Genomic DNA, 20,032 nt, shown 5'->3' with positions numbered 1-20,032 from the left:
GAATCTCTTAGTCCATCTTTGACATTTTCGCATACTCATCTTCGAAGAAGAACTTCTCTTCCCCAAACGCCGGCTTAAGATGATGCAGCCATGTTGCATCCGGGTCATATTTTGCGAAGAATGGGCGTTGTACCCAGTCAGGATTACGGCCCTGAATAAAGCGCAATGCAAACACTTTCTCACCGGCAATTTCCGTCACACCCTGAACTTCGACTTTTCCTGGCCCGGCACTCATTGATGGCCCACGAACAGTACGGGCAATACCCGAAACTTGCTGGTACGCCTTTTGGAAAATTTCCCAAGTACGCTCAAGTGGTACTTCAAAGTAGCGTTTCGCGCCGGTGTCACGTTCAACGAACATGTAGTATGGAATCATGCCCAGCTGCACTTGTTTCGTCCACATATTTGCCCAAGCGTCCGGATCATCATTAATGTGGCGCAGTAAAGGCGCCTGACAGCGAATTTGCACGCCAGTGCTGCGTAAACGACGAATGGCTTCCTGACACACCTCAGTGCGCAGTTCATTTGGATGGTTAAGGTGCGCCATAATGGACACGTGTTTACCACCATCAACCAGACGCTCAAGTAGACGCAGCATTTCGTCTGCATCCGGGTCGGTAATAAAACGATACGGCCAGAAAGTCAGAGACTTAGTGCCAATACGAATGGTTTTAATGTGTTCAAACTCAGGCTTCAGCAGCCCTTCAAGGTACTCCGCTAGCTTACGGGTGCGCATAACCATTGGGTCGCCGCCCGTTACCAGTAAGTCTGTCACTTCTTTGTGCTGTGCCAAGTAGCGATGCAGCTGATCGGCGTCGTTAGAGTTAAACCGTGTTGCCTTGCCCACAAACTGTGCCCAACGGAAGCAGAAAGTACAGTAAGAATGACAGTATTGTCCCTGCGCAGGGAAAAACAGAACGGTCTCACGGTATTTGTGCTGCATACCCGGTAATGGCTCGCCATCCACGTGAGGTACGTTCATCTGCATTTGTCCGGCCGGGTGCGGGTTCATTTCCTCACGTAACTGTGTTGCCAGGTCAAACACTTCATTCGTTGTGTGTTTACCCGACATTAAGTCAGCCATGCGCTGAAACGCAGACGGCTCAAGCATGTCTTTTTGTGGGAAAGTTAGCTGAAACAGCGGATCGTTGGGTACATTCTCCCAATCAATAAGCTCGTTAAACACATATTCATTGACCCGAAATGGCAGTACGTTGGCAACGACTTTCATTTCAAAACGCATATCAGCAGGCACTTTGTTCAATGCTTCTATTTTATCAAGCTGTCGGTGCTGATAGACCTTGAATCGACGAGGTTTAATGATGGGTTGTTGTACGTTAACTACTTGCTGCATAAGCCTCTCTGTAATTATCTGCAGTAAGTGACAGACACTCACTGAAAATGAAATCGGCCTTGTCGCTATGGGTGGCCAGCGAAATGCGACGTAGTATAAATAAATTGAAGGGCAGTTGCACGTTTTCTAAGGAATAAAAAGCAACGTACACGAACTAATTGTCGGTATCTTCGGGAAAATTATTGAATTTCGAGCAATAAAAAAGGCGCTCATCGAGCGCCTTTGTAAGCAGTAGTTAGCCTTACTTTTTAATCGGGCTAAATTCACGCTGTGTGTAGCCAGTGTACAACTGACGAGGACGACCAATTTTCTGGTTTGCTTCGCCCATCATTTCGTGCCAGTGAGACACCCAGCCAACAGTACGTGACAGTGCAAAGATAACGGTAAACATATTCGTTGGAATACCGATAGCTTTCAGCACGATACCTGAGTAGAAGTCGACGTTCGGGAAGAGTTTCTTCTCGATGAAGTAGTCGTCTTCAAGCGCAATGCGCTCCAGCTCCATAGCAACGTCCAGTAATGGATCGTCACGGTTAAGCTCTTTAAGTACTTCGTGGCATGACTCGCGCATAACTGTTGCACGTGGGTCAGTGTTTTTGTAAACACGGTGTCCAAAGCCCATCAGACGGAATGGGTCATTTTTGTCTTTTGCTTTTTCGATGTACTTAGGAATGTTCTCAACAGAGCCAATTTCAGCCAGCATACGCAAGCACGCTTCGTTAGCACCACCGTGAGCCGGCCCCCACAATGACGCAACACCCGCTGCGATACACGCATATGGGTTTGCACCTGAAGAGCCTGCTAAACGCACAGTAGAGGTTGATGCGTTTTGTTCGTGGTCTGCGTGCAACGTGAAGATACGATCCATAGCACGAGCAACCGCCGGGCTAATTTCGTAGTCTTCAGCAGGTACAGAGAACATCATGTTTAAGAAGTTTTCTGCGTATCCTAAGTCGTTACGTGGGTAGACGAACGGTTGGCCGATGCTGAATTTGTAAGCCATTGCTGCAATCGTTGGGATTTTAGCAATTAAGCGATACGCACTGCGCAGACGCTGATTTTCATCATGAATGTCTAAGTCATCGTGGTAGAACGAAGACAAAGCACCCGTGACAGCACATAGCATTGCCATTGGGTGTGCGTCGCGGCGGAATCCGTTAAAGAAGTTGTGGATGCCCTGATGCACCATTGTATGTTTCGTGATAGTGCTCTTGAATTCTTGGTACTGTTCTTCAGTTGGCGCTTCGCCGTGCAACAACATGTAGCAAACTTCTAAATAATCTGCTTTTGTTGCAAGCTCACCGATAGGGTAACCGCGGTGTAATAGCACACCGTTTTCGCCATCGATGTAGGTGATAGCCGACTCGCAAGAGCCCGTAGCCAGGAACCCTGGGTCAAAAGTGAAGTAACCATGTTTTCCCAGTGTTCGGACGTCAACTACATCCTTACCTGCCGCCGGTGAAAGTACTGGCAGTTCAATGGATTGGCCGTCAATCTGTAAAGTGGCTTTACGATCAGCCATAAGGAAATCTCCTCACTGTTTACTTTGAAAAAGTGGGCTAATTTAACTCGATCATGCCCGTAAATGTCAATTTAATTCGCAGAACGTGAACTAATTCTAGCAAAGTATACGTAGTGAAGATGAAGAAAAGATTACTCATTTTTGAGTTAAGTTAGACTTTAGTCGCATGACTAAACAGTTCACTTATCGAATCGTTGTTTTGTCGTTGTAAAATGTGGCTTGGGTCGATATACTCTTTCACCGTATTTGTAACAAATATCTTGTTGCACACACGTGAAAGACATTTCTTTTGTGCTTTATTAAAAGGCAATCTATCGTGAAAAAAGAAAGACCTGTTAATTTAGACTTATCAACTATTAAATTTCCTGCCGCTGCCAAAGCATCTATTTTGCACCGTATCTCAGGTGTCGTAATGCTGGTGTCTCTTGTTTTCCTTATTTGGGCGTTTGCTGTTTCCCTGAGTGGACCAGAAGGCTTTGCTCAAGTTGAAAACCTGATGACCAGCTTTATCGCTAAATTTATTGGCTGGGGTATTTTGACAGCGCTAGGATTTCACTTAATTATAGGCCTGCGCCATTTAGTGATGGATATGGGCTACTGGGAAGAGCTTGATTCGGGAAGAACCAGCGCGGTTATTTCAATTGTGCTTTCTATTCTTCTTTCCGTGCTAGTAGGAGTTTGGCTATGGTAACAGCAGCAGCTACTTTCGGACGCAGCGGTTCGCACGACTTTATCCTTCTTCGTGCCAGCGCTATCGTTATTTGTTTATACGCATTATTCATGGCGGGCTTTTTCATTTCTACGCCAGATGTCACCTATGAAGTTTGGAGTGGGTTATTTGCTAACATCTGGATGAAAGTAGCCACTATGCTGGTTCTGACAGCCGTTCTTATCCACGGTTGGATTGGCATTTGGCAGGTACTGACTGACTACGTAAAAGCCGCTGGCTTACGTGCTTTCATTCAGCTGGTTTTCAGCGTTGGTCTCATCGCTGTTTGGCTCACTGGCTTATTCGTACTGTGGGGTGTTTAAGTGAACGTTAAAACTTTAGAATTTGATGCAGTGGTGATTGGTGCTGGCGGTGCCGGCATGCGAGCAGCGCTGCAAATTTCCCAAGAGGGAATGAGCTGTGCGTTGATGTCGAAAGTGTTTCCAACGCGCTCTCACACGGTTTCTGCACAAGGTGGTATTACCGTTGCTTTAGGTAATGCACACGAAGATGACTGGCAATGGCACATGTTCGACACCGTAAAAGGGTCGGATTACATTGGTGACCAGGACGCTATCGAATACATGTGTAAAGCAGGTCCGGAAGCTATTTTGGAACTGGAAAACATGGGCTTGCCTTTCTCACGTTTTGAGAACGGTAAAGTTTACCAGCGTCCATTTGGTGGTCAGTCAAAAGAGTTCGGTGGCGAGCAAGCCGCACGTACCGCAGCAGCTGCTGACCGTACTGGTCACGCACTTCTGCATTTGCTGTATCAGCAAAACGTTAAGAACAAAACTACCGTGTTCTCTGAGTGGTATGCACTTGATCTCGTGAAGAACCAAGACGGTGCTGTCACGGGTGTAACAACTCTGAACATGGAAACCGGCGAAGTTTATTACGTGAAAGCCAAAGCGGTTGTCTTAGCAACTGGTGGTGCTGGTCGTATCTACGCTTCAACCACGAACGCACACATCAATACCGGTGACGGTGTTGGCATGGCGTTACGTGCCGGCGTTCCTGTACAAGACATGGAAATGTGGCAGTTCCACCCAACCGGTATTGCCGGTTCAGGTTGCTTGGTAACTGAGGGTTGCCGTGGCGAAGGTGGTTACCTGTTAAACAAAGACGGCGAACGTTTCATGGAGCGTTATGCACCAAATGCAAAAGACTTAGCGTCGCGTGACGTTGTTGCCCGCTCAATGATGACCGAAATTCGTGAAGGCCGTGGTTGTGAAGGTCCTTGGGGTACACACCTTAAGTTGAAACTGGACCACTTAGGTAAAGAAACGCTGGAAAGCCGTTTGCCAGGTGTTTGTGACTTGTCTCGTACCTTTGCGCACGTTGACCCGGTTAAAGAACCTATTCCGGTTATTCCAACCTGTCACTACATGATGGGTGGTATCCCAACCGACGTTAACGGTCAGGCTCTGACAGTTGACGATAAAGGCGAAACTAAGCCTGTACCTGGTCTGTTTGCTTGTGGCGAAATTGCCTGTGTATCTGTTCACGGTGCAAACCGCTTGGGCGGTAACTCACTGCTTGACCTTGTTGTATTTGGTCGTGCGACCGGTATGCATTTAGGTGAAACCTTAGCGGCTAACAGTGAAGCGCGTGAATCTTCAGCATCTGATGTTGAAGCGGCAATGGCTCGCTACAACCGTTGGGAAAACACACAGAAAGGTGAAGACCCGGCGCAAATTAAGAAAGACCTGCAAAACTGCATGCAGATGAACTTCTCGGTATTCCGTGAAGGCGACGCAATGGCAGAAGGTCTGAAAGAATTGAAAGAAATTCGTGAGCGCTTGAAGCATGCACGTTTAGACGACACGTCGAAAGAGTTCAATACTCAGCGTGTTGAGTGTATGGAACTTGATAACTTAATGGAAACGGCATACTCAACTGCGGTTGCAGCAAACTTCCGTACTGAAAGCCGTGGTGCGCACAGCCGTGCTGACTATCCTGACCGTGACGACGAAAAATGGTTGGTTCACTCTGTTTACCGTCCAGAATCTGAAGACATGGTTACTCGTCAGGTTAATATGGCACCGAAACTGCGCGAAGCTTTCCCTCCGAAAGCTCGTACGTACTAATTAAGGGGTTAAAGCGATGAAAACATTGAATATTTCGATTTATCGTTACAACCCGGATGTTGATGACGCACCTTACATGAAGGACTACACCCTAGAGGTGGAAGAAAACCAAGACATGATGGTGCTGGACTTGCTTATTAAATTGAAAGAGCAAGATCCGTCGTTGGCGTTCCGGCGTTCATGCCGTGAAGGCGTTTGTGGCTCTGACGGCCTCAATATCAATGGTAAAAATGGGTTGGCGTGTATTACGCCAACATCAGCATTGAAAGGCAGCAAAATTGTCATTCGTCCATTGCCAGGCTTACCGGTTATTCGTGACCTTATTGTTGATATGAGCCAGTTCTATCAGCAGTATGAGAAGATTAAACCGTACCTGATTAACGACGACAAAACGCCGCCGGCGCGTGAGCGTCTGCAGTCTCCTGAAGAGCGTGCTAAGCTTGATGGACTGTATGAATGTATTTTATGTGCATGTTGTTCAACATCATGCCCGTCGTTCTGGTGGAACCCTGACAAGTTCATCGGTCCTGCTGGTTTGTTGCATGCGTATCGATTCTTAATCGACAGCCGTGACACAGCAACCGACGAGCGTTTGGATGATTTAGACGATGCATTCAGTGTGTTCCGTTGCCACGGCATTATGAACTGCGTCAATGTTTGTCCAAAAGGGTTGAACCCAACTAAGGCTATTGGCCACATTAAATCGATGCTGTTGAATCGCGCGGTTTAATAACCAACGGCGCGTCAATTTGAACGGTTTATGTTGTGGATAGCCATCCCACAAAGGATGGCTATTTTTTTATAAAATCGGTTTACATATTTAGGTGAAGGAAACGCAATGCAAGACGGTGTAATGCGTGAATGGCTAGAAACTTCGCATCTAGCCGGTGGGAACGTTGCCTACATTGAGCAAATGTTTGAGGCGTATCTGGATGATCCAACCGCTGTCAGCGATGAGTGGCGTAAGGTCTTCGATGCTCTGCCAAGCGACGGCCAGGTAACAGATACCAAAATGAGCGATGTTCGCGAACAATTTCGCGAGGCTGCGAAGAACAAACTCAAACAGTCTGGAAGCGGCAGCTCAGTCAGTGATCAAAAGCAAGTTAAAGTATTACAGCTGATTAACGCTTACCGTTTCCGAGGTCACCAACACGCTAATCTAGACCCTCTTGGATTGTGGAAACAGGACAGGGTTCCTGATCTTTCTCTCGATTTTCATGAGCTTTCGAAAGACGACTTGGATCGTGAATTCAACGTGGGCTCGCTTGCCGTTGGCAGCGAAACCATGAAATTGAAAGATATTCACCAAGCGTTGGAAAACATTTACTGCGGCTCTATTGGGGCTGAGTACATGCACATCGTTTCTACTGAAGAGAAGCGTTGGATTCAGCAGCGTTTAGAAGGCTCTTTAGGTAAAGCGAAGTTCGACAAAGAGCAACAAACCAAAATTCTGCGTGAGCTGATTTCTGCTGACGGTCTGGAAAAATACTTAGGCTCAAAATTCCCGGGCGCTAAGCGTTTTTCATTAGAAGGCGGCGACAGCCTGGTACCGCTTCTTAAAGCGTTAATTTCTCGCTCTGGCGAGCAAGGCGCAAAAGAAGTGGTTATTGGTATGGCTCACCGCGGGCGTTTGAACGTTTTAGTGAACGTCTTAGGTAAGAAGCCACAAGACTTATTTGACGAGTTCGCAGGTAAGCACGGCGAAAGCAAGGGCTCTGGTGACGTTAAGTATCACATGGGCTTTTCTTCGGACTTCGCTACGCCGGGCGGCGATGTGCACTTGGCACTGGCCTTCAACCCGTCTCACTTAGAAATTGTAAACCCAGTTGTCATGGGGTCTGTACGTGCTCGTATGGATCGCTTAGAAGACAAGGTTGGCGAAAAAGTTCTGCCAATTACCATTCACGGTGATTCGGCTATTGCCGGTCAGGGTGTGGTACAAGAAACCTTTAACATGTCGCAGACCCGAGCGTATCAGGTTGGCGGCTCAGTACGTATTGTTGTGAACAACCAAGTCGGCTTCACAACGTCTAAACAAGAAGATGCGCGTTCAACTCAGTACTGTACTGATATTGCGAAAATGGTGCAGGCGCCAATTTTCCACGTCAATGCAGACGACCCGGAAGCGGTTGTTTTCGTTACGCAATTAGCGCTCGATTATCGTAATACCTTTAAGCGTGACGTAGTTATCGACCTTGTTTGCTATCGCCGTCACGGCCATAACGAAGCGGACGAGCCAAGTGCAACGCAGCCGTTGATGTACGCAAAAGTTAAGAAGCATCCAGTGGCGCGAGAGTTGTATGCAAAACGCTTAAACGAATCAGGTGCCGTCAGCGAAGAAGACGCTAAGCAGTGGATACAAGATTACCGCGATGCATTGGATAAGGGTGAAGTCGTTGTCGAAGAACACCGCCCAATGCGTGCGCATTCAGTCGACTGGTCACCGTACATTGGTAATGACTGGGACGTTGAGTATGACTACAAAGTATCAGCGAAGAAGTTAAAAGAGCTGGCGGATAAAATTTCTTCGTATCCGGAAGAGCATAAGCTGAACTCGCGTGTTGCCAAGGTCTATCAAGAGCGCCAGAAAATGGCGAAAGGTGACAAAGCGTTGGACTGGGGCTTTGCAGAAAGCCTGGCTTACGCAACTTTAGTAGACCAAGACGTCCATATTCGTTTAACAGGTCAGGATTCAGGCCGCGGTACGTTTTTCCACCGTCATGCAGTATTGCATAATCAGGACGATGCTAGCGTCTATATGCCTCTGAACAATATCAGAGACGATCAGGGCCAAATTGAAATTTATGACTCAGTGCTGTCAGAAGCAGCTGTACTTGCGTTTGAGTATGGTTACGCAACGGCAGAACCAAAATCACTGATTATGTGGGAAGCTCAGTTCGGTGACTTCGCTAACGGCGCTCAGGTAGTTATTGACCAGTTCCTCAGTTCCGGTGAGCAGAAGTGGGGCCGTTTATGCGGACTGACTCTGTTATTACCGCACGGCTACGAAGGACAGGGGCCAGAGCACTCTTCAGCACGTCTGGAGCGTTTCTTACAGCTTTCTGCTGATCACAACTGGTCAGTCTGTGTGCCAACCACTCCGGCACAAGTATTTCACATGATTCGCCGTCAACAACTGCGTCCGGTTCGCCGTCCGCTTGTTGTTATGACGCCGAAATCATTGTTGCGTCATCCTCTGGCTATCTCAGAGATGAGCGAGCTTGAAAATACCGGTTTCCAAAATGCGATTGGCGAAATCGACTCTTTGGATCCGAAAAAAGTAAAACGCGTGGTGTTATGCTCTGGTAAGGTTTATTACGACTTACTGAAAGAGCGCCGCGACCGTGAACAAGACGAAGTGGCTATTATCCGTATCGAACAGTTGTATCCGTTCCCTGCGGAAGAAGTAGCCGATATCATGAAAGATTATCAACACGGCAAGGACTTTGTCTGGTGTCAGGAAGAGCCGCAGAACCAAGGTGCCTGGTATAGTAGCCAGCACAACTTCTGGGCTGCGATACCTTCCGGTGCTCAGTTAACTTATCGTGGTCGGGACGCGTCAGCGGCTCCAGCGGTGGGTTATTTATCAGAGCATAACAAACAGCAACAAAAACTCGTTGACGAAGCGCTAACCATTAAATAGGTGAAGATGAACCATGGCGATTGATATTAAAGTTCCTCAATTACCCGAATCTGTTGCAGATGCTACCATCGCAACATGGCACGTAAAACCTGGCGATAAAGTATCGCGCGACCAAAATTTGGTGGACATCGAAACCGATAAGGTAGTGCTTGAAGTTGTCGCAGAAGCTGACGGTGTTTTAGGCGAAATTACTGCTGAAGAAGGCACCACAGTTACTGCTGAAGAAGTAATTGGTAAAATCGAAGAAGGCGATGGCGCTGAAAGCTCTGACTCAAAGAAAGAAGAGAAGTCAGACGACGGCGACAAAAAAGCCGATAAGAAAGACGACAAAAAAGACTCCGGCTCTTCTGAGAAAAAAGGCTCAGGCGAGAAGATGAACGTGACTGTTCCTCAATTACCAGAGTCTGTATCTGACGCAACGATTTCAGCCTGGCACGTTAAAGAAGGCGACGAAGTTAAACGTGACCAGAACTTAGTAGACATTGAGACCGACAAAGTGGTTCTGGAAGTCGTTGCTCCTGCTGACGGTGTGTTAGTTAAAATTGAACACGACGAAGGCGCAACGGTTGGTGCTGACGACGTTATCGGTATTGTGGAAGCGGGTGCTTCTTCAGGCGGTAGCGTAAGCAAATCAGACGATAGCAAGTCTGAGTCTGCTGCTGAAAGCAAAGACGACGGCGGTGACAGCGAAGTGGCTGGTCCTGCAGTGCGTCGCTTATTAGGTGAACACGGCCTTAAGCCAAGTGACGTTAAAGGCACGGGTAAAGGCGGACGTGTCACCAAAGAAGACGTTGAGAAGCACGTGAAAGCAGGCTCATCATCTAAGTCTTCGGACAGCAGCAAGCAGCAATCTGCACAACCTGCAGTTTCAGGTGACCGCGACCAGAAACGTGTACCTATGACACGTTTGCGTAAGCGTATTGCAGAGCGTCTGCTACAAGCGAAAAATGACACGGCCATGTTGACGACGTTCAACGAAATCAACATGAAGCCAATTATGGACTTGCGCAAGAAGTATAAAGACGTCTTTGAAGAAACTCATGACACACGTCTTGGTTTCATGGGCTTCTACGTTAAAGCAGTAACAGAAGCACTGAAACGCTTCCCTGACGTGAATGCGTCTATCGACGGTGATGACATTGTTTATCACAACTACTTTGACGTAAGTATTGCGGTTTCAACCCCTCGTGGTTTGGTAACGCCGGTTCTGCGTGATACAGACAAAATGTCAATTGCAGATATGGAAAAAGGCATTCGCGAGCTGGCTATTAAAGGTCGTGACGGTAAGTTAACCCTGGATGAAATGCAGGGTGGTAACTTCACTATCACTAACGGTGGTGTCTTTGGTTCACTGTTATCCACGCCAATTTTGAACCCACCTCAAAGCGCAATTCTGGGTATGCATAAAATTCAGGAGCGCCCAATGGTTGTCGACGGTAAGATTGAGATCTTGCCAATGATGTACTTAGCTCTGTCTTACGACCACCGTATTATCGATGGTAAAGAATCGGTTGGCTTCCTGGTCACCGTAAAAGAGCTGTTAGAAGATCCTCAACGTCTTATCCTGGATATCTAAAGACGCTGAGAACCAGCCGCAATGCTAATTTAGCTTGCGGCTGTTAATTTTGCGCCGTTCACGTTAAAATTCGGCGCGGTATTCGGGTAGGCAGCAGGTAAGCTGCTTTTGTTGTTTCAACGAATCGGAAGAGCATCATGAATTTGCATGAGTATCAGGGTAAGCAACTCTTTAAAGAGTTCGGTTTACCAGTATCTGAAGGTTTTGCGTGCGACACAGCTGATGAAGCTGTAGAAGCGGCAAAGCGTATTGGTGGCGACATTTGGGTCGTAAAATGTCAGGTTCACGCAGGCGGCCGTGGTAAAGCGGGCGGTGTGAAGCTGGTTAAAAGTTTAGACGAAGTTCGTGCATTCGCAGAACAGTGGTTAGGCAAAAACTTAGTAACTTTCCAAACCGACGAGAAAGGTCAACCGGTTGCTAAGATTTTGGTTGAAAGCTGTACTGATATTGCTGACGAGCTTTACTTAGGTGCGGTTGTTGACCGTGGTTCACGTAAAATCGTGTTCATGGCATCAACTGAAGGCGGCGTAGAAATCGAAACCGTTGCTGAAGAAACACCAGAGAAAATTCTGAAAGTTGAAATTGACCCAACGGTTGGCCCTCAGCCATACCAGGGTCGTGAATTAGGCTTTAAACTGGGTCTGACTCCAGATCAGGTAAAGCAATTCACTAAGGTTTTCTTAGGCTTGGCGAAAATGTTCGAACAGTACGACTTAGCACTGTTAGAAATTAACCCATTAGTTATCACTGACGAAGGCAACGTACACTGTCTGGATGCGAAAGTCGGCATCGACGGCAACGCACTGTATCGTCAGCCTAAAATTCAGGAAATGCACGATCCGTCACAAGACGACGCTCGTGAAGCGGAAGCTGCTAAGTGGGAACTGAACTACGTAGCGTTAGACGGCAACATCGGTTGTATGGTTAACGGCGCAGGTTTGGCGATGGGTACTATGGACATCGTTAAGCTGAGTGGCGGCGAGCCAGCTAACTTCCTTGACGTTGGTGGCGGCGCAACAAAAGAGCGTGTTTCTGAAGCGTTCAAAATTATCTTGTCTGACAGCTCTGTTAAAGCCGTATTGGTTAACATCTTTGGTGGTATCGTTCGTTGCGACATGATCGCAGAAGGTATCATTGGCGCGGTTGAAGAAGTCGGCGTTAAAGTACCAGTGGTTGTTCGCCTTGAAGGTAACAACGCTGAACTGGGTACACAGAAATTGAACGAAAGTGGCCTGAACATTATCGCTGCAGAAAGCTTGTCTGATGCTGCCGATAAAGTGGTTGCTGCGGCAGGAGGTCAATAATGAGCATTTTGATCGATAAAAACACCAAAGTAATCTGTCAGGGTTTCACTGGCGGTCAGGGTACTTTCCACTCTGAGCAAGCAATTGCTTACGGTACGCAAATGGTTGGCGGTGTAACACCTGGTAAAGGTGGTCAAGAGCACTTAGGCCTGCCTGTATTCAACACCGTAAAAGAAGCGGTAGAAGCAACTGGCGCAACTGCATCAGTTATCTACGTACCGGCTCCTTTCTGTAAAGATTCAATCATCGAAGCAGCAGACGCTGGTATCGAACTGATTGTTTGTATTACTGAAGGTATCCCTACGCTGGATATGCTTTACGTTAAAGAATACCTGACGCACAAAGGCGTGCGCATGATCGGTCCAAACTGCCCGGGGGTTATCACTCCGGACGAGTGCAAAATCGGTATCATGCCTGGCCACATCCACAAGAAAGGTAAAGTGGGTATCGTGTCACGTTCAGGTACATTGACGTACGAAGCGGTTAAGCAGACTACTGACGCAGGTTTTGGTCAGTCTAGCTGTGTTGGTATCGGTGGTGACCCTATCCCGGGTTCTAACTTCATCGATATTCTGGAACTGTTTGAAAAAGATCCAGAAACCGAAGCTATCGTAATGATCGGTGAAATCGGTGGTACAGCAGAAGAAGAAGCGGCAGAGTACATCAAAAACAATGTCTCTAAGCCGGTTGTTTCTTACATTGCTGGTGTTACTGCTCCTCCGGGCAAACGTATGGGCCACGCTGGTGCGATCATTGCCGGCGGTAAAGGTACTGCTGACGAGAAATTCGCTGCACTTGAAGCAGCAGGCGTTAAAACTGTACGCAGCCTGGCCGATATCGGCAAAGCTGTTGCAGAGAAAACTGGCTGGTAATATCCCGCCAACGCTTAAACAAAACCCGGCCTTCGTGCCGGGTTTTTTGTGGCTGTTCTCTAAGGAATAAAGTCGGAATAAGCCAAGAGCCGGCGGTTGGGTGTTGTAGTTCTGCCATGTCAGGGACGCTACTAGCACGTCCGTGTGGGCTTGACGAAGGCCATCCTTGGCCTTCGACACCCTGACATGACAGAACTACAACACCGGGCACCAGCCCTTGTCTTATTTCGCCTTTACTGCGCGCAGTCACAAAGCGATCTTCCTGATAATTTTATGCGTAAGCTTAATTGAAACGTTAATAAATCAGGAGGCAATATGAGTAGCAATAATGCAAGCCAAGTTGCAGACTTTACAGCACCGGGAATGAAAAGTGAGTCGGCGGATAAAGTCATAGCAATTCTTGATGATCGCTTAGTCGCACTTCTTGACTTACAACTTACGCTAAAACACGTTCATTGGAATGTCGTTGGTCCAAACTTTATCGGCGTACACGAAATGTTGGACCCACAGGTTGACGTCGTGCGCGAAATGACCGATACCATCGCAGAACGAATCGCGACCATGGGTGGCGTACCGTTAGGTACACCGCAGTCGATTGTCGACCGTCGTCGTTGGGATGAGTACAGTATTGGCAGAGGACTTGTTGTCGACCATCTGGCAGCGCTGGACAAAGTCTATAATGGCGTTAATTCAGACCATCGTGCAGCCATCGAAAAGCTCGCAGATTTAGATCCCGTGTCCGAAGACCTGCTAACAGGACAACTGGGTGACTTAGAGCAGTTCCAATGGTTTGTACGCGCGCACATCGAATCAGCCAGTGGCGAATTAAAACGCTGATTCGTAGGTTACCTCGATGAGTTACTAAGCCCAGCACGGTCATCGCTGGGCTTTTTTATTGCCTCATGATTACCTAGCCAGCGATTAACTGCGTCGTTCACTTGATTGTCATAAATCATCATCTCCACATGACCACGATTATCGAAGTGTCTCAGTTCAACCGCATCAATGGTGGCAAGCGCTTTAATTTGCTCAGGATCGCTAATCTTGTCTAGCCCTCCCGCTAAAATGAGTGTTGGGGGTAAAGAATCAGTCGTTTGGCGTAATAAAATGCGCGGCGTTGATAACTGTCGAGAATTCGTTTGCCGCTCAGTCAGCACGTTCTCGAAGGTAGTTTGCAGCCACTGGTCAGACACGAGCTTAGTAAGCAAAGGACTTGAGCTTTTGGCCATTCGTGTGGCCGCGGGCGTAAAATCAGTCATCGGCGCGACAGCAATAAACCCGGAGATACTGCCATACGACGCAATATACTGCGCGGCAATAGATGCACCATAGGATTTTCCATAGAGAATGACCGGTAACTGATACTGTTGTTTAAGCGTCGTGATTAAACGATGTAAACGCTTTAGATCTGCGGCACCAAAGCTCACTGGCTTCTGTTTTGCCTGACCATGCCCCAACAGGTCAAAGCAGGCGGTATGATAACCCTGCAGCTGCAGCGCCACGTTGTCAAAGAAAACCGATTGGGCATTAGTGCTGTAGCTGTGTAGCAGAATTATAATACCTTTGGCAGATGGAAAATCCTTTGGAGGGGACTCAAGTTCTAGTTTGTATTTACGTACTGGTTCGATGCCTTTTGGCGCGTTGCTGTAGCGAAAAGTGAAATCCATCTTTGGTGGCATAAAATCGGCCGTCAATGCTTCGGCATCACCGAAGTAAAATGGGAAACCTTGTTGGCCGGTAACCTCGCGCGCTTGCAGATGATAAATTTCGAGTAGCTCGCGGTCGTTCACGCCCTCAACAACCATGCCGCCGTCGCCAGGATAAAGTATTTGTTGCTCGATAAAGTGCGCACAACCCGAGGCCATGCTGAGTAGCAAAGCAATACAAATAGTGCCTGAAGGTTTTCTAAAGCGCATTGATGCGGATTCCTCTTAACGAGCTGTGTTTTATGGTTAGTGCTAAGTTATTTAACCTGTAGTGTCATCGCAGCGTCAAAACGCAGTTCACCATTAGTGACCTTTGGGTTGTTTTTGAGTGACCTGATAATGGCATTATGCTGATCGCTGTTATGACGCTTAGATAGTTCAATCAAAATCGAATTGGGCGTATTGGTATTGCGTGCCAGTTTTATGTCGGTGCCGATTTGATTCTCTCGTTGATATAGCGCCCGCAGCGTGTCGACGGGCGTTGATGGATTTGCCGCGAGTCTGTTATCCATTTCGTAACCATAGCCCAGGTCGGCTTCTGCGAGGGATGCCAGGCGCTGCGATGGCGTCGATGGATCGGCTGCAGCAATGAGTGCGTTACTTAGCTGCATTGCGCTCACACTGAGGTAGCCCGCGTAACCGACAACTAGAAGCGCCAATGCACCGCTGACAACCGATTTAAACCGATACTTCTGCGCGAGCCCTTGCAGAAAGTAGAACGCGGCAATGGACAAAACTAACCAGAGCGCCGCGTTTAAAATCAGTGAGTACATGATGACAATGCCGCTCTGGGCATCTGGTGCGATCTCGGTAACGCGCGTCTGCAGGTTGAAAGCCGAATAGCTGACGACAAAACTGAAAGTGACAGCGATTACTGCCGCCTGCCATAGTCGGAGATTTTTTAGCAGTGTCATACAAATTCCTTTTTTGTGACTAACACGAACCCGAGCTTGGCGTCGTTGCAGCAGTGATGGCAGGCATAATCACAGCAACCATAACCGCGGCTTCAATGGCCTGGACAGCTTCTTTAGCGGCTTTAGACACAAGTTCGCCATTTTCTAGCTGCTTAATGCGTTGTTTGCGGTCTTTCAGTTCTTGCTTACTGAACACCTGTGGCAGTAGCTTGGCACTATTGGCTAATGCGACGGCAATAGCAATTTGCGGTTCAATATCTTCGCTATCACTGAGTACTGCATCTCGCATGGCCTGACGCAACTCCTGCTCTGGTTGCGGGTTTACTTCGGGGTAAACCTGGCGCTCGAACAGCCACAACACTTTCTCTTTTTCATGAGACACAATGCCGTCATCAGCTAATGCTTGTGCAACTTTATGTTTCAGGTTCTTAATGCCGCCGAGTTTTTGCACCCAGTCCTTGAGTTTACGCGGACGTTTGGCTTCAGCGATCATCGTTAAAGCTTCATCTAACAACGCATCGCTAGTAGGGCTGTCATCGAGCACTGCAACTTTGTTTTTATTATTTTCATCAGTCTTAATTCGGCCGAGCATTAAAAGTTCAGCGGCTATGGCTCCAGCGGTGGCATACTCCACGTACATGCCGTTCATGGTGCCCTTTTCCTCGCACAATGCGAGCAGCATAACGGCTTCATAGAGTTTTAAGTGTTCTGGCATGGTGTACCTGTCGTCGAATCATTGTTGAAAGAATAGTATTAACAAATTTATCAATTATCTTCTATGCTTAATGTAAGTTCGACGTCTCACCGATAAATTAAGCAACGGCTAATTTCTATGACGAATAACCGCGACAAGCAAATTAGCGAAGCACGGTTCCATAAGCTCTTCGATGATACACAAGCTATGTCTATTCAAGGCTATCGCGTGGATGGCTCGGTCGTCTATTGGAATGCCGCTTCAGAAAGAATATACGGTTATTCCACCAGCGAAGCGCTTGGGCGCAGCCTTTTTGACTTAATTATCCCTCATGAGATGCGCGACGAAGTAAAGCAAGCCGTTGCCTGGATGTTTGACAACGAAGAGGGTATTCCACCAGCGCGATTGAACCTCAAACATAAAGACGGCTCCACGGTGCCTGTTTACTCAAGCCATACCGTCGTTTCACTGCCGAATGACGAGCCTATTATGTTCTGTATGGATGCGGATATGCGTTCATTAGAAATGGCTGAAGCAGAAGTTCAGCGCCTGTCTTATTATGACTCACTAACTGGGTTACCCAACCGTCGTTTAATACTGGAGCGAATAACCAGTGCTATGCGCAACACCAGCAGTGACACCTCCGCTGCTGCGTTGCTTATCGTTGATATTGAGAAGTTTCACAGTATTAACGATAGTCTGGGCTACAGTGTTGGTGACAGGGTCCTGGTAAGTTGCGCTGAATCTTTGCAGCAATTTAGTTCTTCTCCAGATGACCTGGCTCGTCTTGGTAAGGATGAGTTTGCTCTTGTTTTACCTTGCTCGACATCCTCACTCGATGCTGTTGCAGCAGAGGCCGAACTAATGGCAACTCAAATTCTTCAAAAATTAAAAGCGCCATTAATTCTTGATGGACGGTCGCACCAACTCAATGCCTGCATTGGAATTACGTTGTTTCATTGCCCCGGAACATTACCCGGAGAAGAACTGCTGCGCCAGGCGGATATCGCACTCAAAATGGCGAAACGCTCCAATACAACCGATATCAGTTTCTTCGACTCACAGATGGAGTCATCGGTTAAAAAGCGCTTAGAAATATCACAGGCGCTAAATCACGCTGTCGACAATGACGAACTGGCTCTGGCGTTACAGCCGCAAGTCGATCAGAATCAGAACATTACTGGCTTTGAAGCGCTTCTTCGTTGGCATCATCCTAAGTTTAAGACACTCTCGCCCAATGACTTTATTCCTATTGCCGAAGCGAATGACAGTATTATCGCGCTGGGTGACTGGGTCTTAGAAAAGAGCAGTGAAAGCTTTAACATATCTGTCAATGTTAGCCCGGTTCAGTTTCGTCGGGGGGACTTTGTTCAGCGCGTGAAAAATATCCTCAAAACCACCGGGGCAAACCCCAAGTGTTTATGCCTTGAACTGACAGAGAGTCTCATAGCCGACGATATTGATTTTATTGTTGAGCAAATGGCCAGTCTGCGTGAACTGGGCGTGTCGATTTCACTCGACGACTTTGGCACTGGCTATGCGTCTCTAGCCTATCTTACACGGCTGCCGCTTGATGAACTCAAAGTTGACCGAGCTTTTGTGCGTGACTTAGATGGACACAGTAAAGGCGCTTTGTTAACGGAGACAATTATTAGCTTAGGTCGCAGTATGAACCTTACCGTCATTGCAGAGGGGGTGGAAACGGAGCAACAGTTCAAGCGTTTGCAGAATATGGGGTGCGAGCATTTCCAGGGGTACTTCTTTGGTAAGCCTTCTACAGATATTGAGCATTATTTACCAAGCAAGTCACTCTAATTTACACCGCTCAATCGACTCGCCTATTAGCTTTTCAATGGCTTTCAGCGCTTCAGCGTCCTCGTCTGTAACCAAAGAAATAGCATGACCAGTTTGACCGGCTCTGCCAGTACGGCCAATACGGTGTATGTAGTCTTCCGCGACGTGGGGGAGGTCGTAGTTAATCACGTATGGCAGCTTTTCAATATCAATGCCACGCGAGGCAATATCAGTGGCGATAAGTACCTGCACTTTGCCACTTTTAAAGTCGGTTAACGCTTTAGTGCGGGCGCCCTGGCTTTTAGCGCTGTGAATAGCCGCTGCCGAAAAACCGGCTTTATCCAGCTGCTTAACTAGCCGGTTAGCCCCTTGCTTAGTGCGCGAAAACACAAGCACTTTGGGTTGCTCCAGACTTTTCAGTAGCTTTAATAACAGCCCCAGCTTTTGGCTTTTTTGTACCTCATACAAAGTTTGTTCAATAGGCTCGGCAGTTGCGTTGGGTAGTGCCACCGAAATTTCGACCGGGCTTTTCAGTAAGCCTTTAGCCAGCGCACGAATGTCGTCAGAAAAGGTTGCCGAGAACAGTAGCGTTTGGCGTTTAGCCGGCAGTAACTTAATAATGTTCTTAATGTCGTGAATAAAGCCCATGTCGAGCATGCGGTCGGCTTCATCCAGTACCAGCACTTCTAACTTAGGAAAGCGAACCGCGTTTTGTTTGTATAAGTCCAGCAGGCGGCCAGGTGTGGCCACCAGAATATCCACGCCTTTGCGAAGCTTCATCATTTGCGGATTAATTTTTACACCACCAAACGCCACCGCGTAATTCAATGGCAGACCCGCGCTTAAGTTCGCAACGTTTTCACCGACCTGAGCCGCCAACTCGCGAGTGGGCGTTAAAATAAGCGCACGCGCTGTGTTTGCCTTGGCGCGGTCGTTACCTTTCAGAAGCTCTAAAATAGGTGCCGTAAAGGCCGTTGTCTTTCCCGTACCCGTTTGCGCCGCGGCCATGACATCCTTCCCCGCCAGCACCAATGGAATAGCTTCCGCCTGAATGGGCGTGGGTTCGCTATAACCCTGACGTGAAAGGGCAGTAAGAGTTTCAGGGGAAAGTGCGAGATCAGAAAAGTTCATGTGGTCGTGTGTGGTTTTATGGTGTTTAGGGCGAGTATTGTACGTTAGATGTGATGTGTTTGGTACGGGGGAACGGCTTGTTATTAGTGGCTCGCTGATTCAACTGCTGGTGGTGATGCTTTGCGCATATCGGTCGGCGGAGTTGCTCGATTTAGTATTGCCTTATGGGGTTAACTCTTTTATCGTCATAGATATAACAAAAAATTAAAGTCTCATATTGCGCATTAATAAGAGCGAAAGTGAGCATGCTCGAATAGTTTTTTCGGGTAAGTTCGAATTAAGAGTAAAAATAGTACTTTTTATCAGTCATTTAAGGCGGTTAGGAGTGCTGTTTTTGGGCGTTACAAAATGCGTCTGCAACATATATAATTGTTAGCTGATTAGTGCAACCGTTCAAAAGGAATATAAATGCAAGATGCCACTTTAAAATCGATTACAGCCACAGTTCAAAATGGTGTTGCAAAAGCAGATGGGAAATTTTGGATTACTGAAACTGATATTCATTTTTCCCCATATAATAAAGGTTATGGGCTTGGGCCTCTTAAAATTGAAAGGAGCTCAATTTCAAAAGTAGAAAAATGCTCAGGTAAAGGTGCGGGTATTCTGCCTATAACATCTGATGCAATCAAAGTTTCATTACTTGATGGCAGTACATTCCAATTCATAGTGTCAAATCCTAACGAGTTAGTTGTACTCCTGAGCAAATAATCAGCTAACAAGGCG

General features: G+C 47.4%; 17 protein-coding genes. 11 read left to right on the top strand and 6 right to left on the bottom strand.

Going from position 1 to position 20,032, the window contains the following annotated elements:
• Window positions 1-7: 7 nt before the first annotated feature.
• Together BLT32_RS00625 and BLT32_RS00620 are read right to left on the bottom strand one after the other, a co-directional pair.
• Window positions 8-1,354: a KamA family radical SAM protein gene (locus tag BLT32_RS00625; protein ID WP_053952375.1), complete on the bottom strand. Its 1,347-nt coding sequence runs from the start codon at window positions 1,352-1,354 to the stop codon at window positions 8-10.
• A gap of 241 nt (window positions 1,355-1,595) precedes the next feature.
• Window positions 1,596-2,876: a citrate synthase gene (locus tag BLT32_RS00620; RefSeq protein ID WP_053952374.1), complete on the bottom strand. Its 1,281-nt coding sequence runs from the start codon at window positions 2,874-2,876 to the stop codon at window positions 1,596-1,598.
• A gap of 316 nt (window positions 2,877-3,192) precedes the next feature.
• On the opposite strand from BLT32_RS00620, the gene sdhC reads away from it, so the two are divergent.
• From sdhC to dps, 9 genes are all read left to right on the top strand, one after another.
• On the top strand, window positions 3,193-3,567 hold the full coding sequence (gene sdhC, locus BLT32_RS00615; RefSeq protein WP_053952373.1) for a succinate dehydrogenase, cytochrome b556 subunit: 375 nt from the start codon (window positions 3,193-3,195) through the stop codon (window positions 3,565-3,567).
• Window positions 3,561-3,908, top strand: a complete 348-nt coding sequence (gene sdhD / locus BLT32_RS00610) for a succinate dehydrogenase, hydrophobic membrane anchor protein (RefSeq protein WP_053952372.1) — start codon at window positions 3,561-3,563, stop codon at window positions 3,906-3,908. The genes sdhC and sdhD overlap by 7 nt, the downstream gene beginning before the upstream one ends.
• Window positions 3,909-5,675 (top strand): succinate dehydrogenase flavoprotein subunit, encoded by a 1,767-nt coding sequence (sdhA, locus tag BLT32_RS00605; RefSeq protein WP_053952371.1) that lies wholly within the window; start codon window positions 3,909-3,911, stop codon window positions 5,673-5,675. It abuts the gene before it with no gap.
• Between the two features lie 16 nt (window positions 5,676-5,691).
• Window positions 5,692-6,405 (top strand): succinate dehydrogenase iron-sulfur subunit, encoded by a 714-nt coding sequence (locus BLT32_RS00600; RefSeq protein ID WP_053952370.1) that lies wholly within the window; start codon window positions 5,692-5,694, stop codon window positions 6,403-6,405.
• A gap of 108 nt (window positions 6,406-6,513) precedes the next feature.
• Window positions 6,514-9,318, top strand: a complete 2,805-nt coding sequence (gene sucA / locus BLT32_RS00595; RefSeq protein WP_053952369.1) for a 2-oxoglutarate dehydrogenase E1 component — start codon at window positions 6,514-6,516, stop codon at window positions 9,316-9,318.
• Window positions 9,319-9,331: 13 nt separating this feature from the next.
• Entirely contained in the window at window positions 9,332-10,894 is a 1,563-nt protein-coding gene (odhB, locus tag BLT32_RS00590) for a 2-oxoglutarate dehydrogenase complex dihydrolipoyllysine-residue succinyltransferase (protein WP_053952368.1), read from the top strand.
• Between the two features lie 137 nt (window positions 10,895-11,031).
• Window positions 11,032-12,198 (top strand): ADP-forming succinate--CoA ligase subunit beta, encoded by a 1,167-nt coding sequence (gene sucC / locus BLT32_RS00585; protein WP_053952367.1) that lies wholly within the window; start codon window positions 11,032-11,034, stop codon window positions 12,196-12,198.
• Window positions 12,198-13,070: a succinate--CoA ligase subunit alpha gene (gene sucD, locus BLT32_RS00580; protein WP_053952366.1), complete on the top strand. Its 873-nt coding sequence runs from the start codon at window positions 12,198-12,200 to the stop codon at window positions 13,068-13,070. The genes sucC and sucD overlap by 1 nt, the downstream gene beginning before the upstream one ends.
• Before the next feature lie 315 nt (window positions 13,071-13,385).
• Window positions 13,386-13,907: a DNA starvation/stationary phase protection protein Dps gene (gene dps / locus BLT32_RS00575; RefSeq protein ID WP_053952365.1), complete on the top strand. Its 522-nt coding sequence runs from the start codon at window positions 13,386-13,388 to the stop codon at window positions 13,905-13,907.
• Between the two features lie 8 nt (window positions 13,908-13,915).
• On the opposite strand, the gene BLT32_RS00570 is transcribed toward dps, so the two are convergent.
• Genes BLT32_RS00570 through BLT32_RS00560 form a run of 3 tightly spaced genes read right to left on the bottom strand, consistent with a single transcriptional unit; the run spans window position 13,916 to window position 16,405 of the window.
• Entirely contained in the window at window positions 13,916-14,986 is a 1,071-nt protein-coding gene (locus BLT32_RS00570) for an alpha/beta hydrolase (protein ID WP_053952364.1), read from the bottom strand.
• Between the two features lie 47 nt (window positions 14,987-15,033).
• Window positions 15,034-15,690 (bottom strand): hypothetical protein, encoded by a 657-nt coding sequence (locus BLT32_RS00565; RefSeq protein WP_053952363.1) that lies wholly within the window; start codon window positions 15,688-15,690, stop codon window positions 15,034-15,036.
• Window positions 15,691-15,709: 19 nt separating this feature from the next.
• Window positions 15,710-16,405 (bottom strand): GOLPH3/VPS74 family protein, encoded by a 696-nt coding sequence (locus tag BLT32_RS00560; protein ID WP_053952362.1) that lies wholly within the window; start codon window positions 16,403-16,405, stop codon window positions 15,710-15,712.
• A 117-nt stretch (window positions 16,406-16,522) separates the two neighbouring features.
• On the opposite strand from BLT32_RS00560, the gene BLT32_RS00555 reads away from it, so the two are divergent.
• Window positions 16,523-18,199 (top strand): putative bifunctional diguanylate cyclase/phosphodiesterase, encoded by a 1,677-nt coding sequence (locus tag BLT32_RS00555; RefSeq protein ID WP_074668848.1) that lies wholly within the window; start codon window positions 16,523-16,525, stop codon window positions 18,197-18,199.
• On the opposite strand, the gene BLT32_RS00550 is transcribed toward BLT32_RS00555, so the two are convergent.
• Window positions 18,191-19,309 (bottom strand): DEAD/DEAH box helicase, encoded by a 1,119-nt coding sequence (locus BLT32_RS00550; RefSeq protein WP_053952361.1) that lies wholly within the window; start codon window positions 19,307-19,309, stop codon window positions 18,191-18,193. The genes BLT32_RS00555 and BLT32_RS00550 overlap by 9 nt on opposite strands.
• A 408-nt stretch (window positions 19,310-19,717) precedes the next feature.
• Here BLT32_RS00550 and BLT32_RS00545 point away from each other — a divergent pair, with 408 nt between their 5' ends.
• Window positions 19,718-20,017: a hypothetical protein gene (locus BLT32_RS00545; protein WP_011234736.1), complete on the top strand. Its 300-nt coding sequence runs from the start codon at window positions 19,718-19,720 to the stop codon at window positions 20,015-20,017.
• Window positions 20,018-20,032 lie beyond the last annotated feature (15 nt).

Source organism: Idiomarina zobellii (assembly GCF_900100855.1).
Lineage (GTDB): Bacteria > Pseudomonadota > Gammaproteobacteria > Enterobacterales > Alteromonadaceae > Idiomarina > Idiomarina zobellii.
Note: the sequence above shows the minus strand (reverse complement) of the source record. Positions and strands in the feature narration are given on the sequence as shown.

What these genes read in the sequence shown, in the direction of transcription:
- BLT32_RS00625 (WP_053952375.1), bottom strand. Translation starts at nt 1,354, where the DNA reads ATGCAGCAAGTAGTTAACGTACAACAACCCATCATTAAACCTCGTCGA.
- BLT32_RS00620 (WP_053952374.1), bottom strand. Translation starts at nt 2,876, where the DNA reads ATGGCTGATCGTAAAGCCACTTTACAGATTGACGGCCAATCCATTGAA.
- sdhD (WP_053952372.1), top strand. Translation starts at nt 3,561, where the DNA reads ATGGTAACAGCAGCAGCTACTTTCGGACGCAGCGGTTCGCACGACTTT.
- BLT32_RS00600 (WP_053952370.1), top strand. Translation starts at nt 5,692, where the DNA reads ATGAAAACATTGAATATTTCGATTTATCGTTACAACCCGGATGTTGAT.
- sucA (WP_053952369.1), top strand. Translation starts at nt 6,514, where the DNA reads ATGCAAGACGGTGTAATGCGTGAATGGCTAGAAACTTCGCATCTAGCC.
- odhB (WP_053952368.1), top strand. Translation starts at nt 9,332, where the DNA reads ATGGCGATTGATATTAAAGTTCCTCAATTACCCGAATCTGTTGCAGAT.
- sucC (WP_053952367.1), top strand. Translation starts at nt 11,032, where the DNA reads ATGAATTTGCATGAGTATCAGGGTAAGCAACTCTTTAAAGAGTTCGGT.
- sucD (WP_053952366.1), top strand. Translation starts at nt 12,198, where the DNA reads ATGAGCATTTTGATCGATAAAAACACCAAAGTAATCTGTCAGGGTTTC.
- dps (WP_053952365.1), top strand. Translation starts at nt 13,386, where the DNA reads ATGAGTAGCAATAATGCAAGCCAAGTTGCAGACTTTACAGCACCGGGA.
- BLT32_RS00570 (WP_053952364.1), bottom strand. Translation starts at nt 14,986, where the DNA reads ATGCGCTTTAGAAAACCTTCAGGCACTATTTGTATTGCTTTGCTACTC.
- BLT32_RS00565 (WP_053952363.1), bottom strand. Translation starts at nt 15,690, where the DNA reads ATGACACTGCTAAAAAATCTCCGACTATGGCAGGCGGCAGTAATCGCT.
- BLT32_RS00560 (WP_053952362.1), bottom strand. Translation starts at nt 16,405, where the DNA reads ATGCCAGAACACTTAAAACTCTATGAAGCCGTTATGCTGCTCGCATTG.
- BLT32_RS00555 (WP_074668848.1), top strand. Translation starts at nt 16,523, where the DNA reads ATGACGAATAACCGCGACAAGCAAATTAGCGAAGCACGGTTCCATAAG.
- BLT32_RS00550 (WP_053952361.1), bottom strand. Translation starts at nt 19,309, where the DNA reads ATGAACTTTTCTGATCTCGCACTTTCCCCTGAAACTCTTACTGCCCTT.
- BLT32_RS00545 (WP_011234736.1), top strand. Translation starts at nt 19,718, where the DNA reads ATGCAAGATGCCACTTTAAAATCGATTACAGCCACAGTTCAAAATGGT.